This is a genomic window from Dactylosporangium aurantiacum (assembly GCF_000716715.1).
GTDB classification, from domain to species: Bacteria; Actinomycetota; Actinomycetes; order Mycobacteriales; family Micromonosporaceae; genus Dactylosporangium; species Dactylosporangium aurantiacum.
The window spans coordinates 327,642-348,238 of record NZ_JNYJ01000001.1 but is presented as its reverse complement, the minus strand read 5'-3'; the positions used below and the strand labels follow the sequence as shown (position 1 = coordinate 348,238).

Below are 20,597 nucleotides of genomic sequence, written 5' to 3'. Positions count from 1 at the left end.
GGGCGTCACTGAGGGACCGCGGCCCCGCCGCGGTCCCTCTCCTCGTGCCGGGCGGCCACCGCCCGGTGCAGCGTCGCCACCGAGTACATGTCCCGGGCCCGGCGCAGCAGCTCCTCCTCCGACGCGGTGTTCTGCCGCACGGAGAACCCGACGGTCGTGTACGCCAGCACGCTCAGCAGCACGCACGCCAGGACGCAGACCGGGGTGAGCAGCTCCAGCGGGGGCGCGCCGCGGACCTCGGCGGCCGGCGGGACGGGCTGCACACGCACCGCGAACAGCACCGCGTAGTGGGTGCTGCACGCCGCCACCGCCATGATCGCCGCGGCGACGACCAGCGCCCGGTTGCCCCGGACCGCGGCCGCGCACCACAGCGTCGCCGTCGCCCCGACCACCGCCGCGACCAGGGCGGCGAGCGCGGTCGCCGGGTCGTAGCCGACGGTCCCGGCCACCCGCATCGCCAGCGGCGCCGTGCTGTACACCGCGGCCAGGCCCAGTCCGGTGACCACGCCCGCCGGCAGCACCTTCCACAGCGTCGGGCGGCCGAAGCCGACGATGTACAGGCCCAGGCAGTACACCACCACCGCGATGCCGAACCCGAGCGCGGTGATCGGCACGTCGTACCGCACCACCGAACCCGGAACGTCGGTGCCGAGCAGCGCCATGAAGTGCGGCACCCAGGTGCCCGCTCCGCCGATCGCGACCGCCGACAGGGTCAGCCACCGGGCCCGGCTGCCGCCGCTGGACGCCCTGGAACGGGCCGCGATGAAGACGCCGAGCAGGCAGCCGAGGAACGACAGGGTGAGGGCGAGCGCGGGGGTGATCGCGCCGTAGGCGAAGTGCTCCACGGTCGCTCATTCAGCCAGCGTACGAGGGGTGCGGGTCGCACAGCTTGTGCGGGTTTGCCCTCACCCTGGCCGGGTAGCCAGAAGTGAGCACCGAGAGGAGTGATCGCACATGAGTCAGGTTGTGGAGACCGTGGACGTGGCCGTGCCCGTCCGGACCGCGTACAACCAGTGGACCCAGTTCGAGGAGTTCCCGGCGTTCATGAACAGCGTGCGGGAGATCCGCCAGCTCGACGACACCAGGCTGCACTGGGTGGTCGAGTTCGGTGGGGTACGTCGCGAGTTCGACGCCCGCATCACCGAGCAGCACCCGGACGAGCGGGTCGCCTGGACCTCGACCGAGGGCCCGAAGCACGCCGGTGTGGTCACCTTCCACCGGCTCGACGACACCCACAGCCGGGTGACGGCGCAGCTCGACATCGACCCCGAGGGGTTCGTCGAGAACGTCGCCGACAAGGTCGGCATCGTGGACCGGCTGATCAAGGCCGACATGGCGAAGTTCCGCGAGTTCATCGAGCACCGCGGCACGGAGACCGGCGCGTGGCGCGGCGACGTGGAGCAGCCCGGCGCGGGCCGGTCCGGCACCGCCGCGACCACCGGTGCGGGTCCGTCCGGCGTCGGTACGACCACCGCCCCGCCGTCCGGCGGCACGATGCCTTCCACGGGCGGGACCATGCCTTCCACCGGCGGGACCATGCCTTCCACCGGCGGTGGCACGGGTGGGGCGATCCCGATGCCTTCCGGCCCGCCTTCCACCGGCACGCCTTCCACCGGCATGCCCTCGACCGGCGGTGCCACCACCGGCGGGGCTTCCCCGGCGACGCCGAAGCCGGGGTCCTGGATCGCGCCGGGGACGACACCGCCCGGTGCGGCGACCCGCTCCCCCGACGAGTCCGGCTCCGACGCCACGCAGGCGGCGCCGGACCTGCGGCGGGACACCGACGACGAGCCGCCGCGGCCCATCTGAGCCCTGCTCTCCACCGCACCGGAAAAACACGCCGGCCGGTCAGCGTTCGCGCTGGCCGGCCGGCGTGCGTGCGGGGTCAGCCGCGCCGGGCGGTGACGAGCAGCCGGCCGCTGCCCACCGTGAACGGCGCACCGTCCGGCCCGCCGAACCACGCCACGTCGGTGAACCCGCCGTCGCGCAGCAGCCTGCCGATGTGGCCGCTGGTGTACACGTGGTGCACGGCCGTCGCGGTGTGCCGCCGCCCGCCGCGCGTGAACGTGTACGTGCTGAGCAGCCGGCTCGCGGCGACGTCGTACACGGTGCCCGTCTCGACGGTGATGTCGCCGGTGTGCATCACCCGGTCCTGCCCCGTGAAGCCGGGCAGGACGCTCTCCGCCGCGGCGGCGAAGTCCACGACGAGCCCGCCGCCGGGCCGCAGCGCCGCGGCGGCCGCCGCGATGAACACGGTCAGGTCGTCGGGCTCCAGGTAGCCGAAGCTGTTGCCGAGGCAGAGCACCGCGTCGAAGTCGCCGTCGCGCGGGATGTCGCGCATGTCGGCGACGACGAACTCGACGGACCCGGCGGCATGGTCCTCCCGTGCCGCGGCGCGCCGGGCGTGCCCGATCGCCTCCGCGGACAGGTCCACGCCGGTGACCCGGTGCCCCAGGGCGGCGAGGGCGAGGCTGTGCCGGCCGCTGCCGCAGGGCACGTCGAGCAGGCGCGAGCCGGGCGCCAGCCCCAGCCGCTTCTGCACGAAGCCGACGTCGGCGGCGGTCAGCTGCGGCGACGCGACGCGGCGCCAGAACTCGTTGGGCAGCTCGGTGAAGAAGTCCGCGTACCACGCGGAAGGGACGTGCGGTGACAACCGAGGATCTCCTCTTGGACGTGCATGATCGGGGAACGTCGTCGCCCGGGCACGCCTCGGCGACCCGCCGGACCCTGTCGGCCCGTGGTCACCGGCGACCCGGGACTGTGGCCCGGGCAGGCATGGCATCCTCCAAGAAGTGAGCTGCGGCGACCGTACCAGCGACGGCGCCGACGCCCCAGCGGTTTTCTCCGACGGGCCGGTGGGCTACTCGACGGACCGGCGCTGCGCGGGGACCGCGATCGGGCTGCCCTCGCCCGGGACCTCCGCGGGGGTGTACCGGCCGGACTCCATCGACCAGTCGACGTTGCCGCGGATCCAGTGGGCGAGGTCGGCGGCGACGACCGCGACCGCGGGGTCCCCGGCGAGAGGTCCGGCCGCGAACCGTGCCCGGGCCGCCACGAAGTCGTCGACCAGCGCGTCGTGCTCGCCGACGGCGGCCCGCACCGCGGCCTCGACCGGCAGGCGCCGCTCGTGCCGCAGCGCGAGGACGATGTTGTGATGGTCGCCGGCGGCCTCTTCCTTCGGCCACGACACCAGGTCGTTGAAGATCGCGGTGATCATCCCGGCGGCGCGGCGCATCGCGGCGAAGTCGCGGTCGGCGAGGACCGCCGCGGGCAGCTCGACGCCGTGCAGCGGCTCGATGAGGTCGAAGAACATGTCGACGGCGGCGGTGCGGAACCGCATGACGCGGTACTCGGCCACGGGCGGCGGACGGTTCGCGGCCCGGTTGCCGGCCTCCCAGACGGTGGCCTCCAGATACTCGCCGATGTGGCCGGTGAACCGCTCCCGCCAGGCCGGGCTGACCCGGTCCCGGGTGCGGCGCCACACCTCGCCGAGCGCGCGCAGGTGGCCTTTCGGCAGCCCTTTGCCGTGGTCCTCGTCGCGCAGCAGGCGCCGGACCTCGTCGACGTGGTGGCGGGTCGCGGCCGGCCCGCCGGCGCGTTCGAGGCGGTCGTCAAGGGCGAAGACGCTGATCAGCCACGCCGTGGCCAGCCGCAGGTCGGCGGCGGCGGCGTCCGGATACGTGCGGGCCATCAGGTTGGCGAACCTGGCCCGGGCGAACACGGCCCGCGCGCCCGGCCGGTCCAGCAGACCGTGCCTGGTCGCCCACTGCAGCGACCAGCGCTGCACGGCGTCCGCGTGTGGCGACAGGCGCGGCGTGAACGGGCACAGGACCGCGAGCGTCGACTGCATGATGCACCCCCTTGCGCCGCGAGGTATTCATGGTCGCGTCTTTTCCCGCTTTACGCGACCCTGTTCGCTGGCTTCGACCAGGTATCTCCATGTTTGTCTGGTCGTGCACTGTCCGTACAGCGTCGCTAATGGGCTTGACCGGACGGATCCCCGGCGGCGCGTGCGGGCGCCGGACGGAAAAGTGTCGTACCCCCCGGATATCGTGCGTGCTGCTGGTTCGAACGTCTGTTTCCCGCTGGGGAGGTCCGACCCGTGTATCGACAAGGTGACGTCCTGCTGGTGCCCATCACCGCCGGCGAGGTGCCGGCGACCGCGGTGCCCGCCCCGCGCGACCGCTCCGGCCGCATGATCCTCGCCCGCGGCGAGGCGACCGGCCACGCCCACGTGATCGTCGGCCCCGACACGCTGCTGCTCGCCGACCGCGACGACATCGACCGGCTGTTCGTGAAGGTCGTGACCCGGGCCCGGGTCGTGCACGAGGAGCACGCCACGATCACGGTCCCCGCCGGCACCTATCGGATCATCCGCCAGCGGGAGTATGTGCCCGGCTCGTGGCGTCCGGTGGCCGACTGATGACCACGACCCCGCTGACCGACGAGACCAGCGCCGCGGCGCTCGGCGCCAACGCGGCGAAGTGGCTGGCCGCGGGCCTGTCCACGGCCCCCGCCGACCGCGCCGCCGCCGCCGACGCGGTCCGCCTGGCGTATCGCTGCGCCGGCCTGCCCGAGCCCGCGCACGTGGTGTGGTTCGCCTCGCCGGCGGCGGGCGCCCGGGCGGCGGCGCTGCTGACCGGCCGCCGCGACCTGCCGGGCCCCCTCCCCGAGCGGCCGATGACCACCGCCGCGCGGCGCGCCGCCCGGGCCGGCCTCACCCTGCCCACCGCCCGCCTGGGCGTCACCACGACCGAGGCCGCCGGTGATCTCGCCGTCGCCGAGGAGCTGCGCGCACAGGGCTGCCCGCCGGTCCCGGGCACGGCCGGGGTGTCGGTCCGCGCGCAGGTGCGCACCACTCCCTGGGCCGCGGCCCGCGCCGAGGTCCACGAGTTGCTCGGCCCCGACGGCTGGGCCCGGCTGTGGGCGGCGTGCGGCGCCGACGTCTGGCGGATGGTCAACGACCGGGTCGCCACGCCGCTGCGCACCCACCTGCGCAACGAGCTGCCCACCCACGTGCGGGCGGTGCTCCTCGACGCCGTCGGCGGCCAGCACGACGCGGGGTGGCTCGCCGCGTTCGACGCCGCCGCCTCCCGCGCCGACCACTCCCGGGGCGAGACCCCCGCGGCGGTGCTCGCCGCGGCGCAGCGCCTCGCCGGGCTGGCCGGGCTGGCCCGCTCCGCCGGCTGGTGGTGGCCGTACGCCAACGTCGCGATCCTCACCGACCGCCCCGACGAGCTGCACCGCGACAACGTCGGCCGGCTGCACGCGGCGCAGACCCCGGCGCTGCACTACAGCGACGGGTTCGCGCTGCACGCCTGGCGCGGCATGCCGATCCCGTCCGACCTCGTCGACCGGCTCGCCCACCTCACCCACGCCCAGATCGCCGCCGAGCGCAACGCCGAGCTGCGCCGCGTCATGCTCGAGCACTTCGGCTACGAGCGCTACCTGCGCGAGGCCGGCGCCCGCCGCCTCGGCGCCGACGCGTGCGGCGTGCTGTGGCAGCTGACGTTCGCCGACGACGAGCCCCTGACGATGGTCGAGGTCGTCAACAGCACCCCGGAGCCCGACGGCACCAGCCGCGTCTACTGGCTGCGCGTGCCCCCGACGACCCGCACGCCCCGGGCCGGCGTGGCATGGACGTTCGGCCTCACCGAGGAGGAGTATCAGCCCCTGGTCCAGACGTGACCCTGTGACGACCCGCCACGGGTGTTCGCGCCGGTCGCTGCCGCACGCGGCAACGGGCGCGGTCGGCCGTGGGCTGCCGGCGGGTCCGGCGACGGGGCACGGTCCGCCCGGGTGTCGTGCCGGTGGCTGCGGCGCGCGGCGACGAGCCCGGCCCGGCATGGGCGGCCTGCGGGTCCGGCGGGGCATGGGCGGCCTGCGGGTCCGGCGGCGGGCGCGACGACGGGGCGCGGTCCGCCCGGGCGTTGTGCCGGTGGCTGCCTGGCGCGGCGACGGGCACGGTCGGCCATGGGCGGCCTGCGGGTCGCTGCCGCGCGGCGGCGGCGTGGTCAGCCGCCGGCGCCCTGGACCTCGGCCTGGGCACGGCTGGGGCCGACGTCGGGCCAGTCGCGCCGCGGGTCGGTCTCGACCAGTTCGACCGTGTCGGAGGGGCGGACCCTGGGCGGCAGCTCGCCGAACCTGGCATGCCGCAGGAACGCGAGCTCCGGATCGGTGAACCTGATCTCGCCCGAGCCGTCGCCGGCCCCGCTCACGTCACTGGTCATGGTTCGATCGTCCGCCTACCGGGGGCGAGCCCGCAAGCACGCGACCGAGGGCGAGGCCGCAAGCACGGCCGCCGCGCCTGGCGTCCCCGTCCGGCGCTCGGCGACCTGAGCGGGGCAACTCTCGCGACCCCGACCATCTCCGGGTGACCGGGCGAGGCCCACCTCCGGGCCACGGGCGAGGCGCGCCGACCATGCCGCCGGGTAACCGGGACGACGTCCGCGGCCGGCCGCGCCAGGCGGGCGTGGCGCGCCGGCCGGCCTCCGCGCGACCGGCGCGGCGCTCGCCACCTTCCACCCGGGTCACCTGGTAGCGGCGGCCGGTCGCTGTCGGGGACCGGGATGCGGGGCGGCGCAGGCGGCACGAGAATGAGGCGATGGCGAACGTCGGGCGGGCGACGGTGCTCGCGTACCGGATCATCACCAACCAGCTGCACGAACGGGTCGACGCCGACCCCGGTGACCTGGCCGTCCTCGACCTCGGGGTGGCCAACGTGCCGGCCGGCACGGCGCGGCAGGCGCTCGCGGCGCGCACGAGCCGGTTCGACGCGCCGTTGAGCCTGGTCTGGTCGGCGCGGGGCGCCCGGCACCTGCACCGGACCGCTGACCTGCCGGGCCTGGTCACGGCGCTGTGGCCGATCAGCGACGCCGACGCGGCGGCGCGGTTCGCGACGAAGCTGATTCCCGACGGCGGGAAGCTGGGGATGGCGGCGTTCCGGGCGACCGCCGAGGCGTTCGCGGCCGTCGTGACCGGTCCGACCTCGAAGGGCGACGCGAGCCGCGGCGTCAGCGACCGCGTCCCCGACGCCTTGACCTACTACTGCGGCCCGTGCAAGGCCCAGCACATCTCGGGGGCGATCTTCCAGCAGGCCGGGCTCGCCGGCGGCGTCCAGCTCGACGAGACCGCCGCGACGACCGTCCTGCTCCCCGTCGACGGCGGGTCCGGCCCGGTCGGCGTTCCCGACGGGCCCGGGGACCCGTCCGGGCTCATCCACGCGTACCTGCGGCTGCTCGGCCCCGCCACGCCCGGCGACGTCGCCAAGTACTTCGGCACGACCGTGACGGCGCTGCGGCCGGCGTGGCCCGGCGGGCTCGCCGAGGTGACCGTCGACGGGCGCGCGGCGTGGATACCGCCGGAGTCGCTGGACGCGCTGCTGGCCGCCGAGCCGGTCCGCGGTGTGCGCCTGCTGCCGTCGTCCGACCCGTTCCTGCAGGCGCGGGACCGGTCGGTGCTGACGCCCGACAAGGCGCGGGAGCGGGAGGTGTGGCGGGCGCTGGGCAACCCGGGGGTGCTGCTGCTCGACGGGGACCTCGCCGGGACGTGGCGGGCGAAGGTCGCCGGGAAGCGGCTCGCGGTGACCGTGGCGCCGTGGGTGCCGCTGCGCGCGCCGGTCCGGGCGGCGGTCGAGGCCGAGGCGCAGTGGCTGGCGGCGGCGCGGGGGCTCCCCACCGCCGAGGTCACCGTCGAGCGCGGGGATACTTGAGGACATGAGCTACTTGATCGCGTTCGCGTCGCGACGGCTGGTGGAGGACGAGTCGCTGCTGCCCGGGTACGTGTACCACGACCCCGAGGACGCCACCCTGCCCGCGGCGCCCGACGGTCGCAAGGCCAGCGGGTGGAACCTGCTGGTCGGCGACGAGACCGACGAACAGCTCGCCGACGCCGGTGAGCTGCTCATGCCGGACCTGGAGTGGCTCGTCGAGCGGTACCCGGCGTTCGGCAAGATCGTCAGCGCGGGCTCCGAGGGGCGGCAGTTCGAGTGGGACGCCGACGCCGGCACCTACACCGACGTCGGCCCGTCGACGTTCGAGGACTGACCCGCCGGCTCCCACTCCGGCGACACCGGTGACTCTGGTGAGTCGGGGGACACCGGCAGCACCGGCAGGGTGACCGACGACGGGGCGAGGATCTCCTGCCGGACGGCGTGCAGCTCCAGCTCGTGGCCGAGCGGCGCGCCCGTGCCCGGGTTGCGGGAGAACCGCGGATGCGCCCCGCCGCTCACCTGCACCCGGATGCGGCGACCCGCCGCGAACCGGTACGCGGTCGGCCACAGCTCCACCCGCACCACCCGCCCGGCCGCGTCCGCCGGGTCCCCGGTGCCCGCCTCCGGGTCGGCCTGCGGGGCGGCGGCGCGGGCGAGGCCGTCGCAGATGTTCCACGAGCGGTCCTGCTCGTCGACCTCGCACAACCGGACGAACACGTCGAAGGACGGCACGCCGTCGCCGGGGCGGGGCGCGGCGCCGGACGGCCGGGCGCGGGTCGCGTGGACCGTGATGTCGGCGCAGACCGGGCCGACGACCTCGAGGGGCTCGGTGAGCGGCGCCGAGGTGAAGGTCAGCACGTCGGCGCGGGCCTCCAGGGGGCGGTTGTCGCGCCGGCCGGAGATCTTGCCGATGAGCCGGGGGCCGCCGAGCGCCGGCGTCGGCTGTTTCGGGTCGTACGTGAAGCCGTCGAGGCGTTCGCCGTCCGGTGCCGGCACCGGGCGGAGGGCGGCGTCGCGGTGCAGGTACCAACGCTGCGGATGGCTCTCGGTCGGCGGCCATTCCGCCAGGTCGCGCCAGGCGCCGGTGCCCCCGACGTGGACCCGCACCGGGTGCTCGCGGACGCGTTCGGGGCCGCCGGTGTGGGCGAGGAACCAGGCGACGGCCTCGGCCGCGGAGTGCTGGAACAGCCCGGGGCTGCCGTGGTGCCACGGCCCGACGGTCAGGTGCGGCTGGGCGCCGGCGGCCCGCAGCGCGGCGTAGTCGTTGAGCTGCCACGGCAGGAAGATGTCGTACCAGCCGCCGATCATGAGCACCGGCGCGGTGACCTTCGGCAGGCTGTGGGCGTGGCCGCGCTGCGTCCAGTACGCGGAGGTCGGGTCGGCCTCGGCGAGCCACCGCTGGAAGAACTCGATCTCGGCGCCGGTGGTGATCCGGTCGGCCTCGGCCAGGGGGACCCGGGCCAGGCCGCGCTGCAGCCTCGGCTGGCCGCGCAGCAGCTCGACGGCGTTGTCCAGGCGCGCGCCGCGCTGCGCGTCGAGGATCGCCGACCAGGTCAGGACGGTGTCCAGGGAGAACGCGCCGCCGGCGTACGTGGGCGGGCCGAAGTCCGACGCGGTGACGATCGTGGCCATCGCCTTGAGCTCGTCACCCGCCTCGGCGGCCAGGGCCCACTGCACGAACCCGACATAGCTGGGCCCGTAGGTGAGCAGGCGGCCGTCGTACCAGCGCTGCAACCGCAACCAGTCGAGCGTGTCGAGGCCGTCCTCACGCTCCTGCAGCAGCGGCTCGAACGTGCCGCCCGAGTCGGCGGTCCCGCGGCAGGACTGGATGAGCACGTTGAAGCCGCGCTGCGCGACGGCCCGGCACAGCAGGCTGGTCGGCGCGCCCCGGCCGTAGGGGGTGCGCACCAGCACCGTGGGCAGCTCTGCGTCGAGAGCCGGTCCGTAGTGGTCGGCGCGCAGGATCGCACCGTCGCGCATCCGGACCGGGATGCCCTTGGTGACGCGGACCCGCCCGGTCAGCGCGGGCGGCAGCTTCAGCAGTCGGCCTACCGGGTCGAGCCTCATGCCGCCCTACGTTAGCCCCTGGCGCTCGGCTAGTAGTTGTTGCAGCAGCGACCCATGAGGGCCTTGACGTTGTTGACGTACGTCCAGTTGGTGATCCCGGCGTCACCCTTGGTCAGGTCGACGGCGCCGGCGCCGTTGTTGTACGCGGAGATCACCGCGTTGAGCAGGGTCGGGTCGGTGCCCATGATGTCGAACGTGCCGAGCTGCTCGCCGAAGTACCGGATCGCCCAGGCGAGGTACTGCCCGCCGAGCATCACGTTGTCGTGCGGCGTGCCGATCTTCCACGAGGTGCCGAACCGCTGGTTCATCCATGTCTCGGTGTTGGGCATGATCTGCATGACGCCGACCCCGCCGTCACAGGCGTAGATGTTGGACTGCCAGCCGCTCTCCTGCTCGGCGACCCCGTACAGCAGGCGTTTCGGCACCCGGATCGCCTGCACCTCGGCGGTGGTGTTGGCGCCCCAGAACTGCTTGACCGCGGCGGCGTCGAGATATTCGCGGACCGTCGACTTCGGCAGCTGGGTGCCCTTGTACTCCGGCACGCAGCCGGGCTTGGTGCTGGTCTTCGGCGGCGGCGGGGGCAGCGCCGTCTGCTTCGGCGGCGCGATCGACTTCTTCGCCGCCGGGCTCTTCGACGGCGTGGCGGACGGCGACGGGCTCGGCGGCGGCGCCGACGTGGTCTCCACGGCCGTCTCGCTCTCCTCGGCGCTCGGCTCCGCGGCCGCCGAGGTCTGCCGCGCGCCGACCGACGCGGGCACCGGGTCCTCACCCTTCATCAGCACGGCCAGCCCGCCGACCGCGATGAGCACCACCACGACCAGCGCGCCGACCAGGAAGATCAACCCCAGGCGCCGGCGGCGCGGCGCCGCGGCGGGATCGCCCCAGCGCTGCTCGTGAGTGTCGTCCTCGTCGTAGAAACTGCCGTAGCTCATCGATGCCTCCCCGTCCTGGCACGCTATCGCGGACGGCCGCGGCCCGCTGTCCCCTATGACGCCGGGCCCGGTGAAAACGATGAGCGGGGCGCGGAACGTCACATCGCGCACTGTGCGTGACGGCGCCGCCGGGCGGCCTGGAACAATGGAGGCCATGCAGACCCGTTCAGACCTCCGCAACGTCGCCATCGTCGCTCATGTCGACCACGGCAAGACCACCCTTGTCGACGCGATGCTGCGGCAGAGCGGCGCGTTCCACGCGCGCGCGGAGCAGGTCGACCGGGTAATGGACTCGATGGACCTCGAGCGCGAGAAGGGCATCACCATTCTCGCCAAGAACACCGCCGTGCGCTACGTCCCCGCCGACGGCAGCGCCCCGACCACGATCAACATCATCGACACGCCCGGCCACGCCGACTTCGGCGGCGAGGTCGAGCGCGGCCTGACCATGGTCGACGGCGTCGTCCTGCTCGTCGACGCCAGCGAGGGCCCCCTGCCGCAGACCCGGTTCGTGCTGCGCAAGGCCCTGAAGGCGCGACTGCCGATCATCCTGGTGATCAACAAGGTGGACCGCCCCGACGCGCGGATCAAGGAGGTCATCGACGAGACGTACGAGCTCTTCCTCGACCTCGACGCCGACGAGCACCAGATCGAGTTCCCGATCGTCTACGCGTGCGCCCGCGACGGCGTCGCCTCGCTGAGCCAGCCCGAGGACGGCACCGTCCCCGCCGACAGCAACGACCTGCAGCCGCTGTTCCAGACGCTGCTGAGCACGATCCCGGCCCCGTCGTACACGGAGGGCGCGCCGCTGCAGGCGCACGTCACCAACCTCGACGCGTCGCCGTTCCTCGGCCGCCTCGCCCTGTGCCGGGTCCGCGAGGGCCGCATCCGCAAGGGCCAGACCGTCGCCTGGATCCGCACCGACGGCACCGTGCAGAACGTGCGGATCTCCGAGCTGCTGATGACGCAGGGCCTGGAGCGCAAGCCGGCCGAGGAGGCCGGGCCGGGCGACATCATCGCCCTCGCCGGCATCCCCGAGATCATGATCGGCGAGACCCTCGCCGACGCCGAGAACCCGGTCGCGCTGCCCCTCATCACCGTCGACGAGCCGGCGATCTCGATGACCATCGGCACCAACAACTCGCCCCTCGCCGGCAAGGTCAAGGGCACCAAGGTCACCGCGCGGCTGGTCAAGGACCGGCTCGACCGGGAGATGATCGGCAACGTCTCGCTGCGCATCCTGCCCACCGAGCGTCCCGACACCTGGGAGGTCCAGGGCCGCGGCGAGCTGGCCCTGGCGATCCTCGTCGAGCAGATGCGCCGCGAGGGTTACGAGCTGACCGTCGGCAAGCCGCAGGTCGTCACCCGCGAGGTCGACGGCAAGATCCACGAGCCCGTCGAGCGGCTCACTATCGACGCCCCCGAGGAGTACCTCGGCGCGATCACCCAGCTGCTGGCCACCCGCAAGGGCCGCATGGAGCAGATGGTGAACCACGGCACCGGCTGGATCCGCATGGAGTGGCTGGTCCCGGCCCGCGGCCTCATCGGGTTCCGGACCGAGTTCCTCACCGACACCCGCGGCACCGGCATCCTGCACCACGTCTTCGAGAAGTACGAGCCGTGGTTCGGCGAGCTGCGCATGCGCGCCACCGGCTCCCTCGTCGCCGACCGGGCCGGCGTCGCCACCCCGTTCGCGATGATGAACCTGCAGGAGCGCGGCTCGATGTTCATCGAGCCCACCACCGAGGTGTACGAGGGCATGATCGTCGGCGAGAACTCCCGCGCCGACGACATGGACGTCAACATCACCAAGGAGAAGAAGCTCACCAACATGCGCTCCTCCGCCGCCGACGAGACGGAGAAGCTGATCCCGCCGCGCAAGCTCACCCTGGAGCAGGCCCTCGAGTTCTGCCGCGAGGACGAGTGCGTCGAGGTCACCCCGACCGCGGTCCGCATCCGCAAGGTCATGCTCGACCAGAAGGACCGCGAGCGGGTCGCCCGCAAGCGCGCGCACGCCTGAGCGGTGTGACGTGATGGACGGGGGCTGCCGCGGCGGCCCCCGTTCCGCGTGTCCAAGGTCCACGGTGCTGTGCCCGTTCCGCGTGTCCGGGGTCCACGGTGCTGCGCCCGTTCCGCGTGTCCGGGGTCCACGGTGCTGCGCCCGATCCGCGTGTCCGGGGTCCACGGTGCTGCGCCCGGACGCGACGCAGGACACGGGGTGTCCCGGGCCGGTGAGCGTGTCACCATCCGGGGCCGGCGGGGGCCTCTCCCAGCGACGCGGGCGGCACTGACCACAGCGGGAGCTCGTGCGGCACCCGCTCCAACACGCCGCCGGCGAACACCTCGTACAGCGGCAGGGTCCGCAGGTGGACGTAGCCGATGTGGCAGTCGCACTCCCGCTTCGGGCAGGGCGCCGCGGTCGGGCGCCAGCTGCCGTCGTACAGGTTGCCGAGGGGCTCCTGCACGAAGTGGCAGCGCCGGACGGTGCCGTCGCCGAGGACGGAGATCACCTCGTCGCCGGTGCGGCAGGAGCGGCCCAGCGACGGGTGCGGCCGGACGCTGTAGCCGAACCACGGGTCGATCGCGGTCCACGCCGCTTCCTCCTGCGGCGTGTACGTGTGCCCGTCGGCGGCGTTGATCCACACGTACACGTCGGAGGGCAACGCTGAGCGCAGCGCGACGGCGTCGGCGTGGTGGGCGGGCAGGCCGACCACGCCGACCGAGTGCCGGATGCCGTGCCGGTGCAGGGTCGCCGCCTGCCGCAGGAACCGCTCCAGGCTGACCTGCCCGGGGTGGAACGTGCACCACAGCGCCAGAGTGCCGGGGTCGGCGTCGGTGACCCAGTCGAGCCGGCCGGCGAGGTTGGTCTGGATCGCGGCCCGCCCGACGTGCGGCAGGTGCGACAGACGGATCAGCGCCGCGCGGTACCAGGACCGGGTGAGCCCCTCACCCCACGGGGTGAACAGCACCTCGGTCGGCTCGTCCGGGTGCGCCTCGACCCAGCCGACGAACCGTTCGAGCGCTGCCCGGTCGGCGCGCAGCAGCCCGGGCGGGTCGCGGCGCTTCGCGAACGGGCAGTACGCGCAGTCGTAGTTGCAGCTCGCCAGCGGGCCGCGGTACAGGATCCTCATCGTGGCACGTGCCCTGCCATGGCGGCGCGGACGTGGTCGGAGGTGAGCCACGGCCCGATCGCGTCGGAGTGCGCGAGCCCTTCGGGGGTCAGCCGGTGCCCGTCGAGGTGGCCGGTGTCGCGCAGCAGCCGCAGCGCCGGGAAGTCGTCGTCGACGTCGGTGCCGAACCGTGCCGCGTACCCGGCCGGGTCGAGGCCCGGTGCCCGCAGCAGCGACTTGAGCAGCCAGCGCCGGCGCTGCTCGACGCCGTCGAGCGCGAAGCCGACCTCGGCGACGTCGAAGTCCTCCGCGGGCCGCGCCAGGTAGTCCTCCAGGATGCCGCGCACCTGCCGGACGCTCACCGCGTAGTCGAACGAGTAGTGCAGCCGCGACGTGTACGACCTCGCCCCGCACCCGAGCCCGACCATGCCGTCGTCCTGGCAGCAGTACCCCGGGCCCTCGACCGGCGGCGCGTCCCGCCGGCGGAAGGCGCGCATCGACTGCTGCTCGTACCCCTCGGCGCCGAGCAGGTCCACGGCGAGCCGGTACAGGCCGAGGCGCTGCGCGTCCCACTCGGGGTCGGGGGCGCCGGGTGCGCGCCGGCCGAGGCCGGTCATCGGTCGCACGTACAGCGGGTACAGGTACAGCTCCTCGGGCCGCCACGTCAGCGCGGTGCGCAGCGAGCCGGTCCAGGTGCCGGCGGTCTGGCCGGGGATGCCGTAGATGAGGTCGATGTTGAGCTCGGCCGGCCCGGCGGCGCGGATCGTGTCGAGCGCCCGGTCCACCTCCGCGCGGTGCTGCGGCCGGCCGGCGGCGTGCGCCTCGGCGTCGAGGAAGCTCTGCACGCCGATGCTGACCCTGGTCGTGCCGCGGTCGAGCAGGACCGCGAGCCGGTCGGCGGTCGCGGTCGCCGGCGACGTCTCCACCGACGTCGGCACGGCCCGCAGGTCGGCGCCGGTGGCGTGTTCGACGGTGTCGAAGAGCCGCTCCAGCTCCGCCGCCGTCAGGTACGTCGGGGTGCCACCGCCGATCGCCGCCCGGGCGTAGGCCGCGCCGGGCACCGCGGCCGCGACCCGGTCCGCCTGCCGCCGCAGCTGGTCCAGGTACGCGGTGACCTGCGCGGCGGGCGGGTTGGCCTGGGTGAACAGGTTGCAGAACCCGCACCGCATCTCACAGAACGGCACGTGGACGTAGAGGAACAGCGCGTCCGTCGCCTCGCCCGCCCACACGTCGGCGAGCCTGGGTCGCGGGCGCAGCGGCCGGTACGCGGTCTTGTGCGGGTACGCGTACAGATACCCCTGGTACGGCGAGCCCAGCATCACCACTCCCCCGGCTCGAGCGTGAACTCGGCGTACGGCACGGTCCACACGACCTCGTGGGCGATGCGGTGCCCGGTGTGCCCGTCCTCGCCGTACGCGGTGCCGTGGTCGCTGCACATGATCACGTGGCAGGGCCGCCCCCGGGACGTGACCAGCCCGAACAGCACCGGCAGGTGCCGGTCGACGTACGCGAGCGCCGCCCCGTGCGACGCGACCGTGTCCTGCGCGGCGCCGGGCAGGTAGTGCCGGTTGGGCTGGTGCATGGCGGCGACGTTGACGAACGTGAACAGCGGCCCGTCCGCGGGCAGCACCGTCTTGAGCCGGTCGAGCTGCGCCTCGAAGCAGGCGGGGTTGGTGACGCCGAAGTCGCGGGTCCAGTGCGCCTCGTCGAACAGCCCCGGCAGCACCCCGCCCTGCGCCGACGTCATCGCGAAGAAGCCGACCCCGCCGATGCAGACCGTGTGGTACCCGGCGGTACGCAGCCCGGTGACCACGTCCGCGGCGTCGAACTCCCACGTGTCCTCCCCGACGGTGGTGCTGCCGGGGAACCGCGCCGCGAACGGCCGCTCGTGCGGGCCCGGCGTCACCGGCGTGGGCAGGAACCCGCCGAAGAACGCGTGGTGCGCCGCATACGTGAACGACGCCGGCGTGTGCCGCCGCTGCCACACCCCACCCGGCAGCACCCGGGCGAGGTTGGGCGTGCGCCCCGCCGCGAGCTGCCCCACGGCGACGTCGTAGCGCAGCGTGTCGAGCGTGACGAAGAGCAGGTCGTGGCTGCCGATGAGCGACTTCACCGGGCACCTGCCAGCATCGGGCTCGCCTCGTCGCCACCGTCCGCGGCGCCGTCGACGCGGGCCGGCGCCACGGCGGAAGAAGCGGCCACGACCCGTGCGGCGACACCCGGTGCGCCGACACCCGGTGCGGCTACACCCGGTGCGGCTACACCCGGTGCGGCGACGCCCGGTGCGGCGACGCCCGGTGCGCCGACGGCCGGTGCGGCGACGGCCGGTGCGGCGACGCCCGTGAGGGCTGGGGCAGCGGGTGCCGGGGTGGTGACGGCGGCGGGTGTCGCGACGCCCGCGGGTGTGAAGCGGCCGGACAGCAGGGCCTCGATCTCCGCCGCGTACGTGTCCCGCCCGCCGGCGACCAGGCCCGGCAGCAGGTCGCCGAACGCGTTGACCTCGGCGACCGCATGGGTGCGGTAGTCACGGCCGAACATGAGGTCCACGCCGACGTGCAGGCTGCGCGGGAAGCAGGCGGCGGCCGCCTCACAGGTGCGCATCGCCGCGGCCCAGCGCTCCTCGCCGGCGGCGGCGCGGACCCCGGCCAGGTCACCGCGGGCGTTGCCGAGGTGCAGGTTGGTCATCGGGGACCGCCCGGTGCGCACGACGACGTGGCTGACCCGGCCGGCGACGACGAGCACCCGCAGGTCGAACACGAGACCGTCGTGCGACGCCTTCGCCAGCCACCGCTCCACGTGCAGCCCGCCGGTCGCGTAATCCCCACCGCTCGCGTACTCCCCACCGCTCGCGGCGGGCCGGCCTTCGGCGGCCAGCCGGTCGATGATCTCGGCGATGGTCCGCTCGTCGGTGTAGTGCCGCACCCGCAGCTCGTTGAACAGCCGGCCTCCGTCGAGGACCGCCGACGTGTACGCGCTGACCCGCCCCCGCTCCCCGCCGAACGCGAGCGCGACCACCCCCGAGGCCGACGACCCGTGCGGCGGCTTCACGAACACCCTGCGCCAGCCCCGCTGCCGCCCCCGCTCGCGGATCTCCTCGTAGCCGTCGGCGGTATACGCCTCGGGCACCGCGACGCCCCGGGACCGCAGCAGCGCGTGGCAGCGGCGCTTGTCGAACATGACGTCGAGCTCGTCCACCGCCGTCAGCAGCGGCACCCCGCGCGCCTCGACCCGGCGGGCCGCCGCGACGAGACCCCGGTGCCAGGCGGCGAGCCCGACGATCTCACCGTGCGCGGCCGGCGTCGCCGCACCCCGCAGCAACCGGTCGACCTCGGCATCCTCACCGGGCGATTCCAGCCGCACCCAACCGGCCGCCGACACACGACCGCCGACGCCCGCCGCACCCAGCGCACGACCGCCGCCGTCAACCCAACCGCCGCCGTCAACCCAACCACCGCCATCAGCCCAACCACCGCCATCAGCCCAACCACCGCCATCAGCCCAGCCAGCGCCGTCAGCCGAACCACCGCCATCAGCCAGGCCGCCGCCGTGAGCCAGGCCGACCTCAGCGAGGCCGACGCCCGCGCCGCCTGCAGCACGCCCCCCATCGCCGCCCAGAGCGAGGCCGCCCACGACACCCGCCCCGCCGGAAGCCCCCACCGCACCGCCGTCAGCCGCCGCCGCACCCTCGGCCGCGCCCAGCGTGAACACCCCGGCGCACACGTCACGCCAGCTCACGACGGCCGGCTCGGGCAGACCCGCCGCCAACGCCGCGTCCTGGAACAGCCGGACCCGCCGGTGCCCCGGCACGCCGACGACGGTGATGGTGGTCATTCCGACACTGCCGTGTAGCGCTCGCCGTCTTCCTCCTCCTGCGTGTCGGACAGGTCGACGTCGACACCGGGCAGCTCGGCCCGCAGCCGGTCGGCCAGGTCGGCCGAGATGAAATGGTGGGACAGGTCGAGCCGCCGCAGGTGGGTCAGCGGCTGGCCGAGCAGCAGCGCCTCGGCGCCCCGGTCGGACAGGATGCCCAGGGACAGGTCGAGCTCCTCGAGGCGCGGCACGACCGGTGCGCCGGCGAGCGCGGCCGCGACCTGGTCGGCGATCTCGGCGTTGCGCAGGGCGAGGCGGCGCAGCCGGGGCATGCCGGCGCCGCTGAGGACGGGCGCCAGATCGTCGACGGTGATGTCGCCGCCGTATTGGCTGACGCCGAGCCACAGCTCCAGGTCGGTCAGGGCGGGCAGGTGCGAGTCGATGAGGCCGCGCAGGAACACCGCGGGCAGCCCGCCGCTCTCGACCGCCAGCTCGCGCAGGCGCATGTGCCGCACCGGGGACAGCTGCAGCCCGTCGGCGCCGCGGATGCGCAGGATCTCCAGGCCCGGGAACGCGGCCAGCAGCGGCGCCACGTCGGTGTGGTTGATCCAGGAGATCTCGCACTCCTCGGAGGTCATCTCGCCGAGGAACAGGGCCCGCAGGTGCGGCAGCCGCGCGCGGGCGGCGACGAGCAGGTGCAGCGGCGGCGCGGTGTCATACGCCTCGCCCCACTGGCCGATGACGAGGGCGTGCACGGAGGCGCCGCCGACGACGTCGAGGCACCGGTCAAGGGCGGCGCGGAACGCCTCCTCGTCGTCTTCGTACTCCGTCTCGATCCGCCAGGCGACGGCGCTGCGCGGGGTGCCCTCCGCGTCCAGCTTGTCGACGACGCCGGGCTGGAACTGGATCACCGGAAGGCCGGCGAACGTCGTGATGTGCCTCATGCGCGGGACCCTAACAGGACCCACCGACAATTCCCGGCGCCTGCCGCGGCAGCTGCGGCGCGGCGAACCGCCAACCCTGAGCGAGCAGCCCGTCACACGCGGCGAGCGCGGTGCGCAGCCTGGTCCGGTACGTCCCCGTCAGCTCGATCCACGGCACCGGCCCGGCGGCGAGCTCGGCGCGGAACCGGTCGGTCATCCACGCTCGCAGATGTTCGCCGTCGCGCATCCCGTCGTCCTCGAACGGCACGTCCCCGTGCGAGGTGAGCAGGTACAGGGCCGGTTCGCGGGCGGCGGCGCGCACCCGCGGCGAGGAGGAGCCGAGGTAACGCTCCTCCCAGATCGCGGTGGCGAACGCGTCGGTGTCGCAGATCAGCAGCGGCCCGCCGGCCCGGGCGGCGGCGTCCTCGGCGGCGTTCTGCTCGCGCACCACGGTCAGGAAGTCCTCGCGGTCCCAGACGAGGTCCTCGACCTTGACGCCGCCGGCCATCTTCAGTTCCGTGAGGGTGCGGCCGTACTCGGGGACCCAGCGCGTGCCGGCGAACGCGCCGCCGCGCAGCCGGAGCTGGGCGGCGAGGGCCTTCGCCAGGGTGGTGGTGCCGGTCGACTCGGCGCCGACGACGACCACCCGGCGGGCGAGCCAGCCGCGCACCGGCGGCGCCAGGAACGCCCAGTTCGCCACCGGGTCGGCGCGCACGGCCGTCCCCGAGACCGGCACGCCGCGGCGGTCCGGGTCGACCGGCACGTGCCGGGCGCCGAATCGTCGGGCCAGCTCCTCGCCGTACACCTCGGACGAGAACACTACGTCTACTGTGGACGGTCCGACGGCACCGCGGAAGACGTCGACGTGCGCCTGCCAGATGTCGGGGTCGTCGTAGTCGATCGGCAGGTCGCAGTACACGCCGGCGAACCGCACGTGCGGGGTGTCCTCGTGCACCTCGCGCAGCCAGTCCAGGCGCGTCTCCAGCGGGATGGACTCGGCGCTGGACGGCGCGACGACGACGGTGACCCGGTCGCAGGCGCGCGCCGCGGTGTCGATGAGGTGGTGGTGTCCGGCGTGCGGCGGGTAGAACTTGCCGACGACCAGGCCGTGCGTCATGCCGGCACCGGCTGCGGCTGGACGCGCAGCGCCTCCCGCCAGGCACGCAGGCCCAGGACGCAGAGCCCGAGGAACGCCAGGTAGAGCAGTGCGGTGAGCCAGAGGTTCTTGTACCCGTACAGCGGCACGTACATGACGTCGACGGCGATCCACAGCCACCAGCTCTCCACCAGGCGGCGGGTCTGGCCGTAGGTCGCCAGCAGCGACACGGCGGTGGTCGCGGCGTCCGGCCACGGCACGGTCGACTCGGTGAACCGGTCCAGGTACCACCACAGCATCACGGTGAGCAACACACCGGCGACGGCGAGTGCACCCCACTCGACGCTGGTCGTGCGACGCACTACGGTCGTGGCACCGGGACGCCACCGCCACCAGCCGTAGGCGCCGAGGATCACGTAGACCACCTGCAGCCAGGCGTCGCCGTAGAGGCCGACGTGCTGGAACACGACCATGAGCAGCAGCACGTTGGCGATGCCGACCGGCCAGTTCGCGACGTGCTGGCGCACGACGAGCCAGACCGTGACCAGTCCGGTGAGGAAACCCAGCAGCTCCGCCCACGTGGTCGGGGCACCGAACGCATGGAAGGCGGGAGATGTGAGCCAGTCGAGCACGATGTCCTCTACCCTTTCCGGATGGTCCTGGAAGTTGCGCTCATCGACGTGCTCGAAGGTCACGAGGAGGCGTTCGCCGCCGCGTACCGTGAAGGGCACCCCATCCTCGCGTCCACCCCCGGCTGCCGCTCGGTGCGCATGACCCGTGGCGTCGAGACGGCGAACCGGTTCGTGCTGCTGGTGGAGTGGGACTCGGTCGACGCGCACCTGGACAACTTCCGCGCGACCGACCGCTTCACGCGGTGGCGCGCGCTGCTCGGGCCGTTCTTCGACGGTGCGCCGAGGGTCGAGCACTTCACCGACGTGCCCGCCTGAC

20 protein-coding genes and 1 pseudogene are annotated in these 20,597 nt (G+C 74.1%); 8 read left to right on the top strand and 13 right to left on the bottom strand.

What is annotated here, in order from left to right; all coding sequences use genetic code 11:
• Positions 1 to 5 precede the first annotated feature (5 nt).
• Complete coding sequence (locus OP18_RS01590) at positions 6 to 845, bottom strand: MHYT domain-containing protein (protein ID WP_052386063.1); 840 nt, start codon at positions 843 to 845, stop codon at positions 6 to 8.
• Positions 846 to 954: 109 nt separating this feature from the next.
• Between OP18_RS01590 and OP18_RS60230 the strand changes: the two are divergent.
• A pseudogene (locus tag OP18_RS60230) lies at positions 955 to 1,407 on the top strand (SRPBCC family protein); the annotation flags it as partial.
• A gap of 478 nt (positions 1,408 to 1,885) precedes the next feature.
• Here the strand turns inward: OP18_RS60230 and OP18_RS01580 are convergent.
• Together OP18_RS01580 and OP18_RS01575 are read right to left on the bottom strand one after the other, a co-directional pair.
• Positions 1,886 to 2,653 (bottom strand): SAM-dependent methyltransferase, encoded by a 768-nt coding sequence (locus OP18_RS01580; protein WP_033356780.1) that lies wholly within the window; start codon positions 2,651 to 2,653, stop codon positions 1,886 to 1,888.
• A gap of 207 nt (positions 2,654 to 2,860) precedes the next feature.
• Positions 2,861 to 3,850: a terpene synthase family protein gene (locus OP18_RS01575; RefSeq protein WP_033356779.1), complete on the bottom strand. Its 990-nt coding sequence runs from the start codon at positions 3,848 to 3,850 to the stop codon at positions 2,861 to 2,863.
• Positions 3,851 to 4,102: 252 nt separating this feature from the next.
• On the opposite strand from OP18_RS01575, the gene OP18_RS01570 reads away from it, so the two are divergent.
• Both OP18_RS01570 and OP18_RS01565 read left to right on the top strand, forming a co-directional pair.
• The gene (locus OP18_RS01570; protein WP_033356778.1) at positions 4,103 to 4,423 is read left to right on the top strand and encodes a hypothetical protein; all 321 of its coding nucleotides are present in this window, start codon (positions 4,103 to 4,105) and stop codon (positions 4,421 to 4,423) included.
• Positions 4,423 to 5,688: a DUF6745 domain-containing protein gene (locus tag OP18_RS01565; protein WP_052386062.1), complete on the top strand. Its 1,266-nt coding sequence runs from the start codon at positions 4,423 to 4,425 to the stop codon at positions 5,686 to 5,688. Before OP18_RS01570 ends, OP18_RS01565 begins: the two co-directional genes overlap by 1 nt.
• A gap of 326 nt (positions 5,689 to 6,014) precedes the next feature.
• On the opposite strand, the gene OP18_RS01560 is transcribed toward OP18_RS01565, so the two are convergent.
• Positions 6,015 to 6,230, bottom strand: a complete 216-nt coding sequence (locus OP18_RS01560) for a hypothetical protein (RefSeq protein ID WP_033356777.1) — start codon at positions 6,228 to 6,230, stop codon at positions 6,015 to 6,017.
• Positions 6,231 to 6,604: 374 nt separating this feature from the next.
• On the opposite strand from OP18_RS01560, the gene OP18_RS01555 reads away from it, so the two are divergent.
• Both OP18_RS01555 and OP18_RS01550 read left to right on the top strand, forming a co-directional pair.
• Positions 6,605 to 7,711 (top strand): winged helix DNA-binding domain-containing protein, encoded by a 1,107-nt coding sequence (locus OP18_RS01555; protein ID WP_033356776.1) that lies wholly within the window; start codon positions 6,605 to 6,607, stop codon positions 7,709 to 7,711.
• Between the two features lie 4 nt (positions 7,712 to 7,715).
• The gene (locus tag OP18_RS01550) at positions 7,716 to 8,045 is read left to right on the top strand and encodes a hypothetical protein (RefSeq protein WP_033356775.1); all 330 of its coding nucleotides are present in this window, start codon (positions 7,716 to 7,718) and stop codon (positions 8,043 to 8,045) included.
• On the opposite strand, the gene OP18_RS01545 is transcribed toward OP18_RS01550, so the two are convergent.
• Positions 8,009 to 9,778: a CocE/NonD family hydrolase gene (locus tag OP18_RS01545; RefSeq protein ID WP_063745399.1), complete on the bottom strand. Its 1,770-nt coding sequence runs from the start codon at positions 9,776 to 9,778 to the stop codon at positions 8,009 to 8,011. The two genes, OP18_RS01550 and OP18_RS01545, sit on opposite strands and share 37 nt — an antisense overlap.
• 29 nt (positions 9,779 to 9,807) lie before the next feature.
• A complete protein-coding gene (locus OP18_RS01540; protein ID WP_052386061.1) occupies positions 9,808 to 10,710 on the bottom strand; it encodes a lytic transglycosylase domain-containing protein in 903 nt (300 codons plus the stop codon).
• Between the two features lie 154 nt (positions 10,711 to 10,864).
• On the opposite strand from OP18_RS01540, the gene typA reads away from it, so the two are divergent.
• Positions 10,865 to 12,730 carry a translational GTPase TypA gene (gene typA / locus OP18_RS01535; protein ID WP_033357005.1) on the top strand — a complete coding sequence of 622 codons (1,866 nt, stop codon included), beginning with the start codon at positions 10,865 to 10,867 and terminating at the stop codon, positions 12,728 to 12,730.
• Positions 12,731 to 12,950: 220 nt separating this feature from the next.
• Here typA and OP18_RS01530 read toward each other — a convergent pair whose 3' ends face one another.
• The 4 genes from OP18_RS01530 to OP18_RS51935 are packed head-to-tail and all read right to left on the bottom strand — an operon-like array spanning position 12,951 to position 17,138.
• The gene (locus OP18_RS01530) at positions 12,951 to 13,841 is read right to left on the bottom strand and encodes an STM4011 family radical SAM protein (protein WP_052386060.1); all 891 of its coding nucleotides are present in this window, start codon (positions 13,839 to 13,841) and stop codon (positions 12,951 to 12,953) included.
• Positions 13,838 to 15,139 (bottom strand): STM4012 family radical SAM protein, encoded by a 1,302-nt coding sequence (locus OP18_RS01525; RefSeq protein ID WP_052386101.1) that lies wholly within the window; start codon positions 15,137 to 15,139, stop codon positions 13,838 to 13,840. The genes OP18_RS01530 and OP18_RS01525 overlap by 4 nt, the downstream gene beginning before the upstream one ends.
• Positions 15,139 to 15,933 (bottom strand): STM4013/SEN3800 family hydrolase, encoded by a 795-nt coding sequence (locus OP18_RS01520; RefSeq protein WP_033356773.1) that lies wholly within the window; start codon positions 15,931 to 15,933, stop codon positions 15,139 to 15,141. Before OP18_RS01520 ends, OP18_RS01525 begins: the two co-directional genes overlap by 1 nt.
• Positions 15,930 to 17,138, bottom strand: a complete 1,209-nt coding sequence (locus OP18_RS51935) for an STM4014 family protein (RefSeq protein ID WP_052386059.1) — start codon at positions 17,136 to 17,138, stop codon at positions 15,930 to 15,932. Before OP18_RS51935 ends, OP18_RS01520 begins: the two co-directional genes overlap by 4 nt.
• A 228-nt stretch (positions 17,139 to 17,366) precedes the next feature.
• Here OP18_RS51935 and OP18_RS60225 point away from each other — a divergent pair, with 228 nt between their 5' ends.
• A complete protein-coding gene (locus tag OP18_RS60225; protein WP_162189724.1) occupies positions 17,367 to 17,669 on the top strand; it encodes a hypothetical protein in 303 nt (100 codons plus the stop codon).
• On the opposite strand, the gene OP18_RS01510 is transcribed toward OP18_RS60225, so the two are convergent.
• From OP18_RS01510 to pnuC, 3 genes are read right to left on the bottom strand one after another with little or no spacing between them, the layout of a single operon-like run.
• Entirely contained in the window at positions 17,648 to 18,574 is a 927-nt protein-coding gene (locus OP18_RS01510) for an STM4015 family protein (RefSeq protein WP_033356772.1), read from the bottom strand. The two genes, OP18_RS60225 and OP18_RS01510, sit on opposite strands and share 22 nt — an antisense overlap.
• Before the next feature lie 10 nt (positions 18,575 to 18,584).
• Positions 18,585 to 19,670: an AAA family ATPase gene (locus OP18_RS01505; RefSeq protein WP_033356771.1), complete on the bottom strand. Its 1,086-nt coding sequence runs from the start codon at positions 19,668 to 19,670 to the stop codon at positions 18,585 to 18,587.
• Positions 19,667 to 20,281 carry a nicotinamide riboside transporter PnuC gene (gene pnuC / locus OP18_RS01500; RefSeq protein WP_081970156.1) on the bottom strand — a complete coding sequence of 205 codons (615 nt, stop codon included), beginning with the start codon at positions 20,279 to 20,281 and terminating at the stop codon, positions 19,667 to 19,669. The genes OP18_RS01505 and pnuC overlap by 4 nt, the downstream gene beginning before the upstream one ends.
• Before the next feature lie 21 nt (positions 20,282 to 20,302).
• On the opposite strand from pnuC, the gene OP18_RS01495 reads away from it, so the two are divergent.
• Positions 20,303 to 20,596, top strand: coding sequence for an antibiotic biosynthesis monooxygenase family protein (locus OP18_RS01495; RefSeq protein WP_033357001.1), 294 nt, complete (start codon positions 20,303 to 20,305; stop codon positions 20,594 to 20,596).
• The last annotated feature ends 1 nt before the right edge of the window (position 20,597 follow it).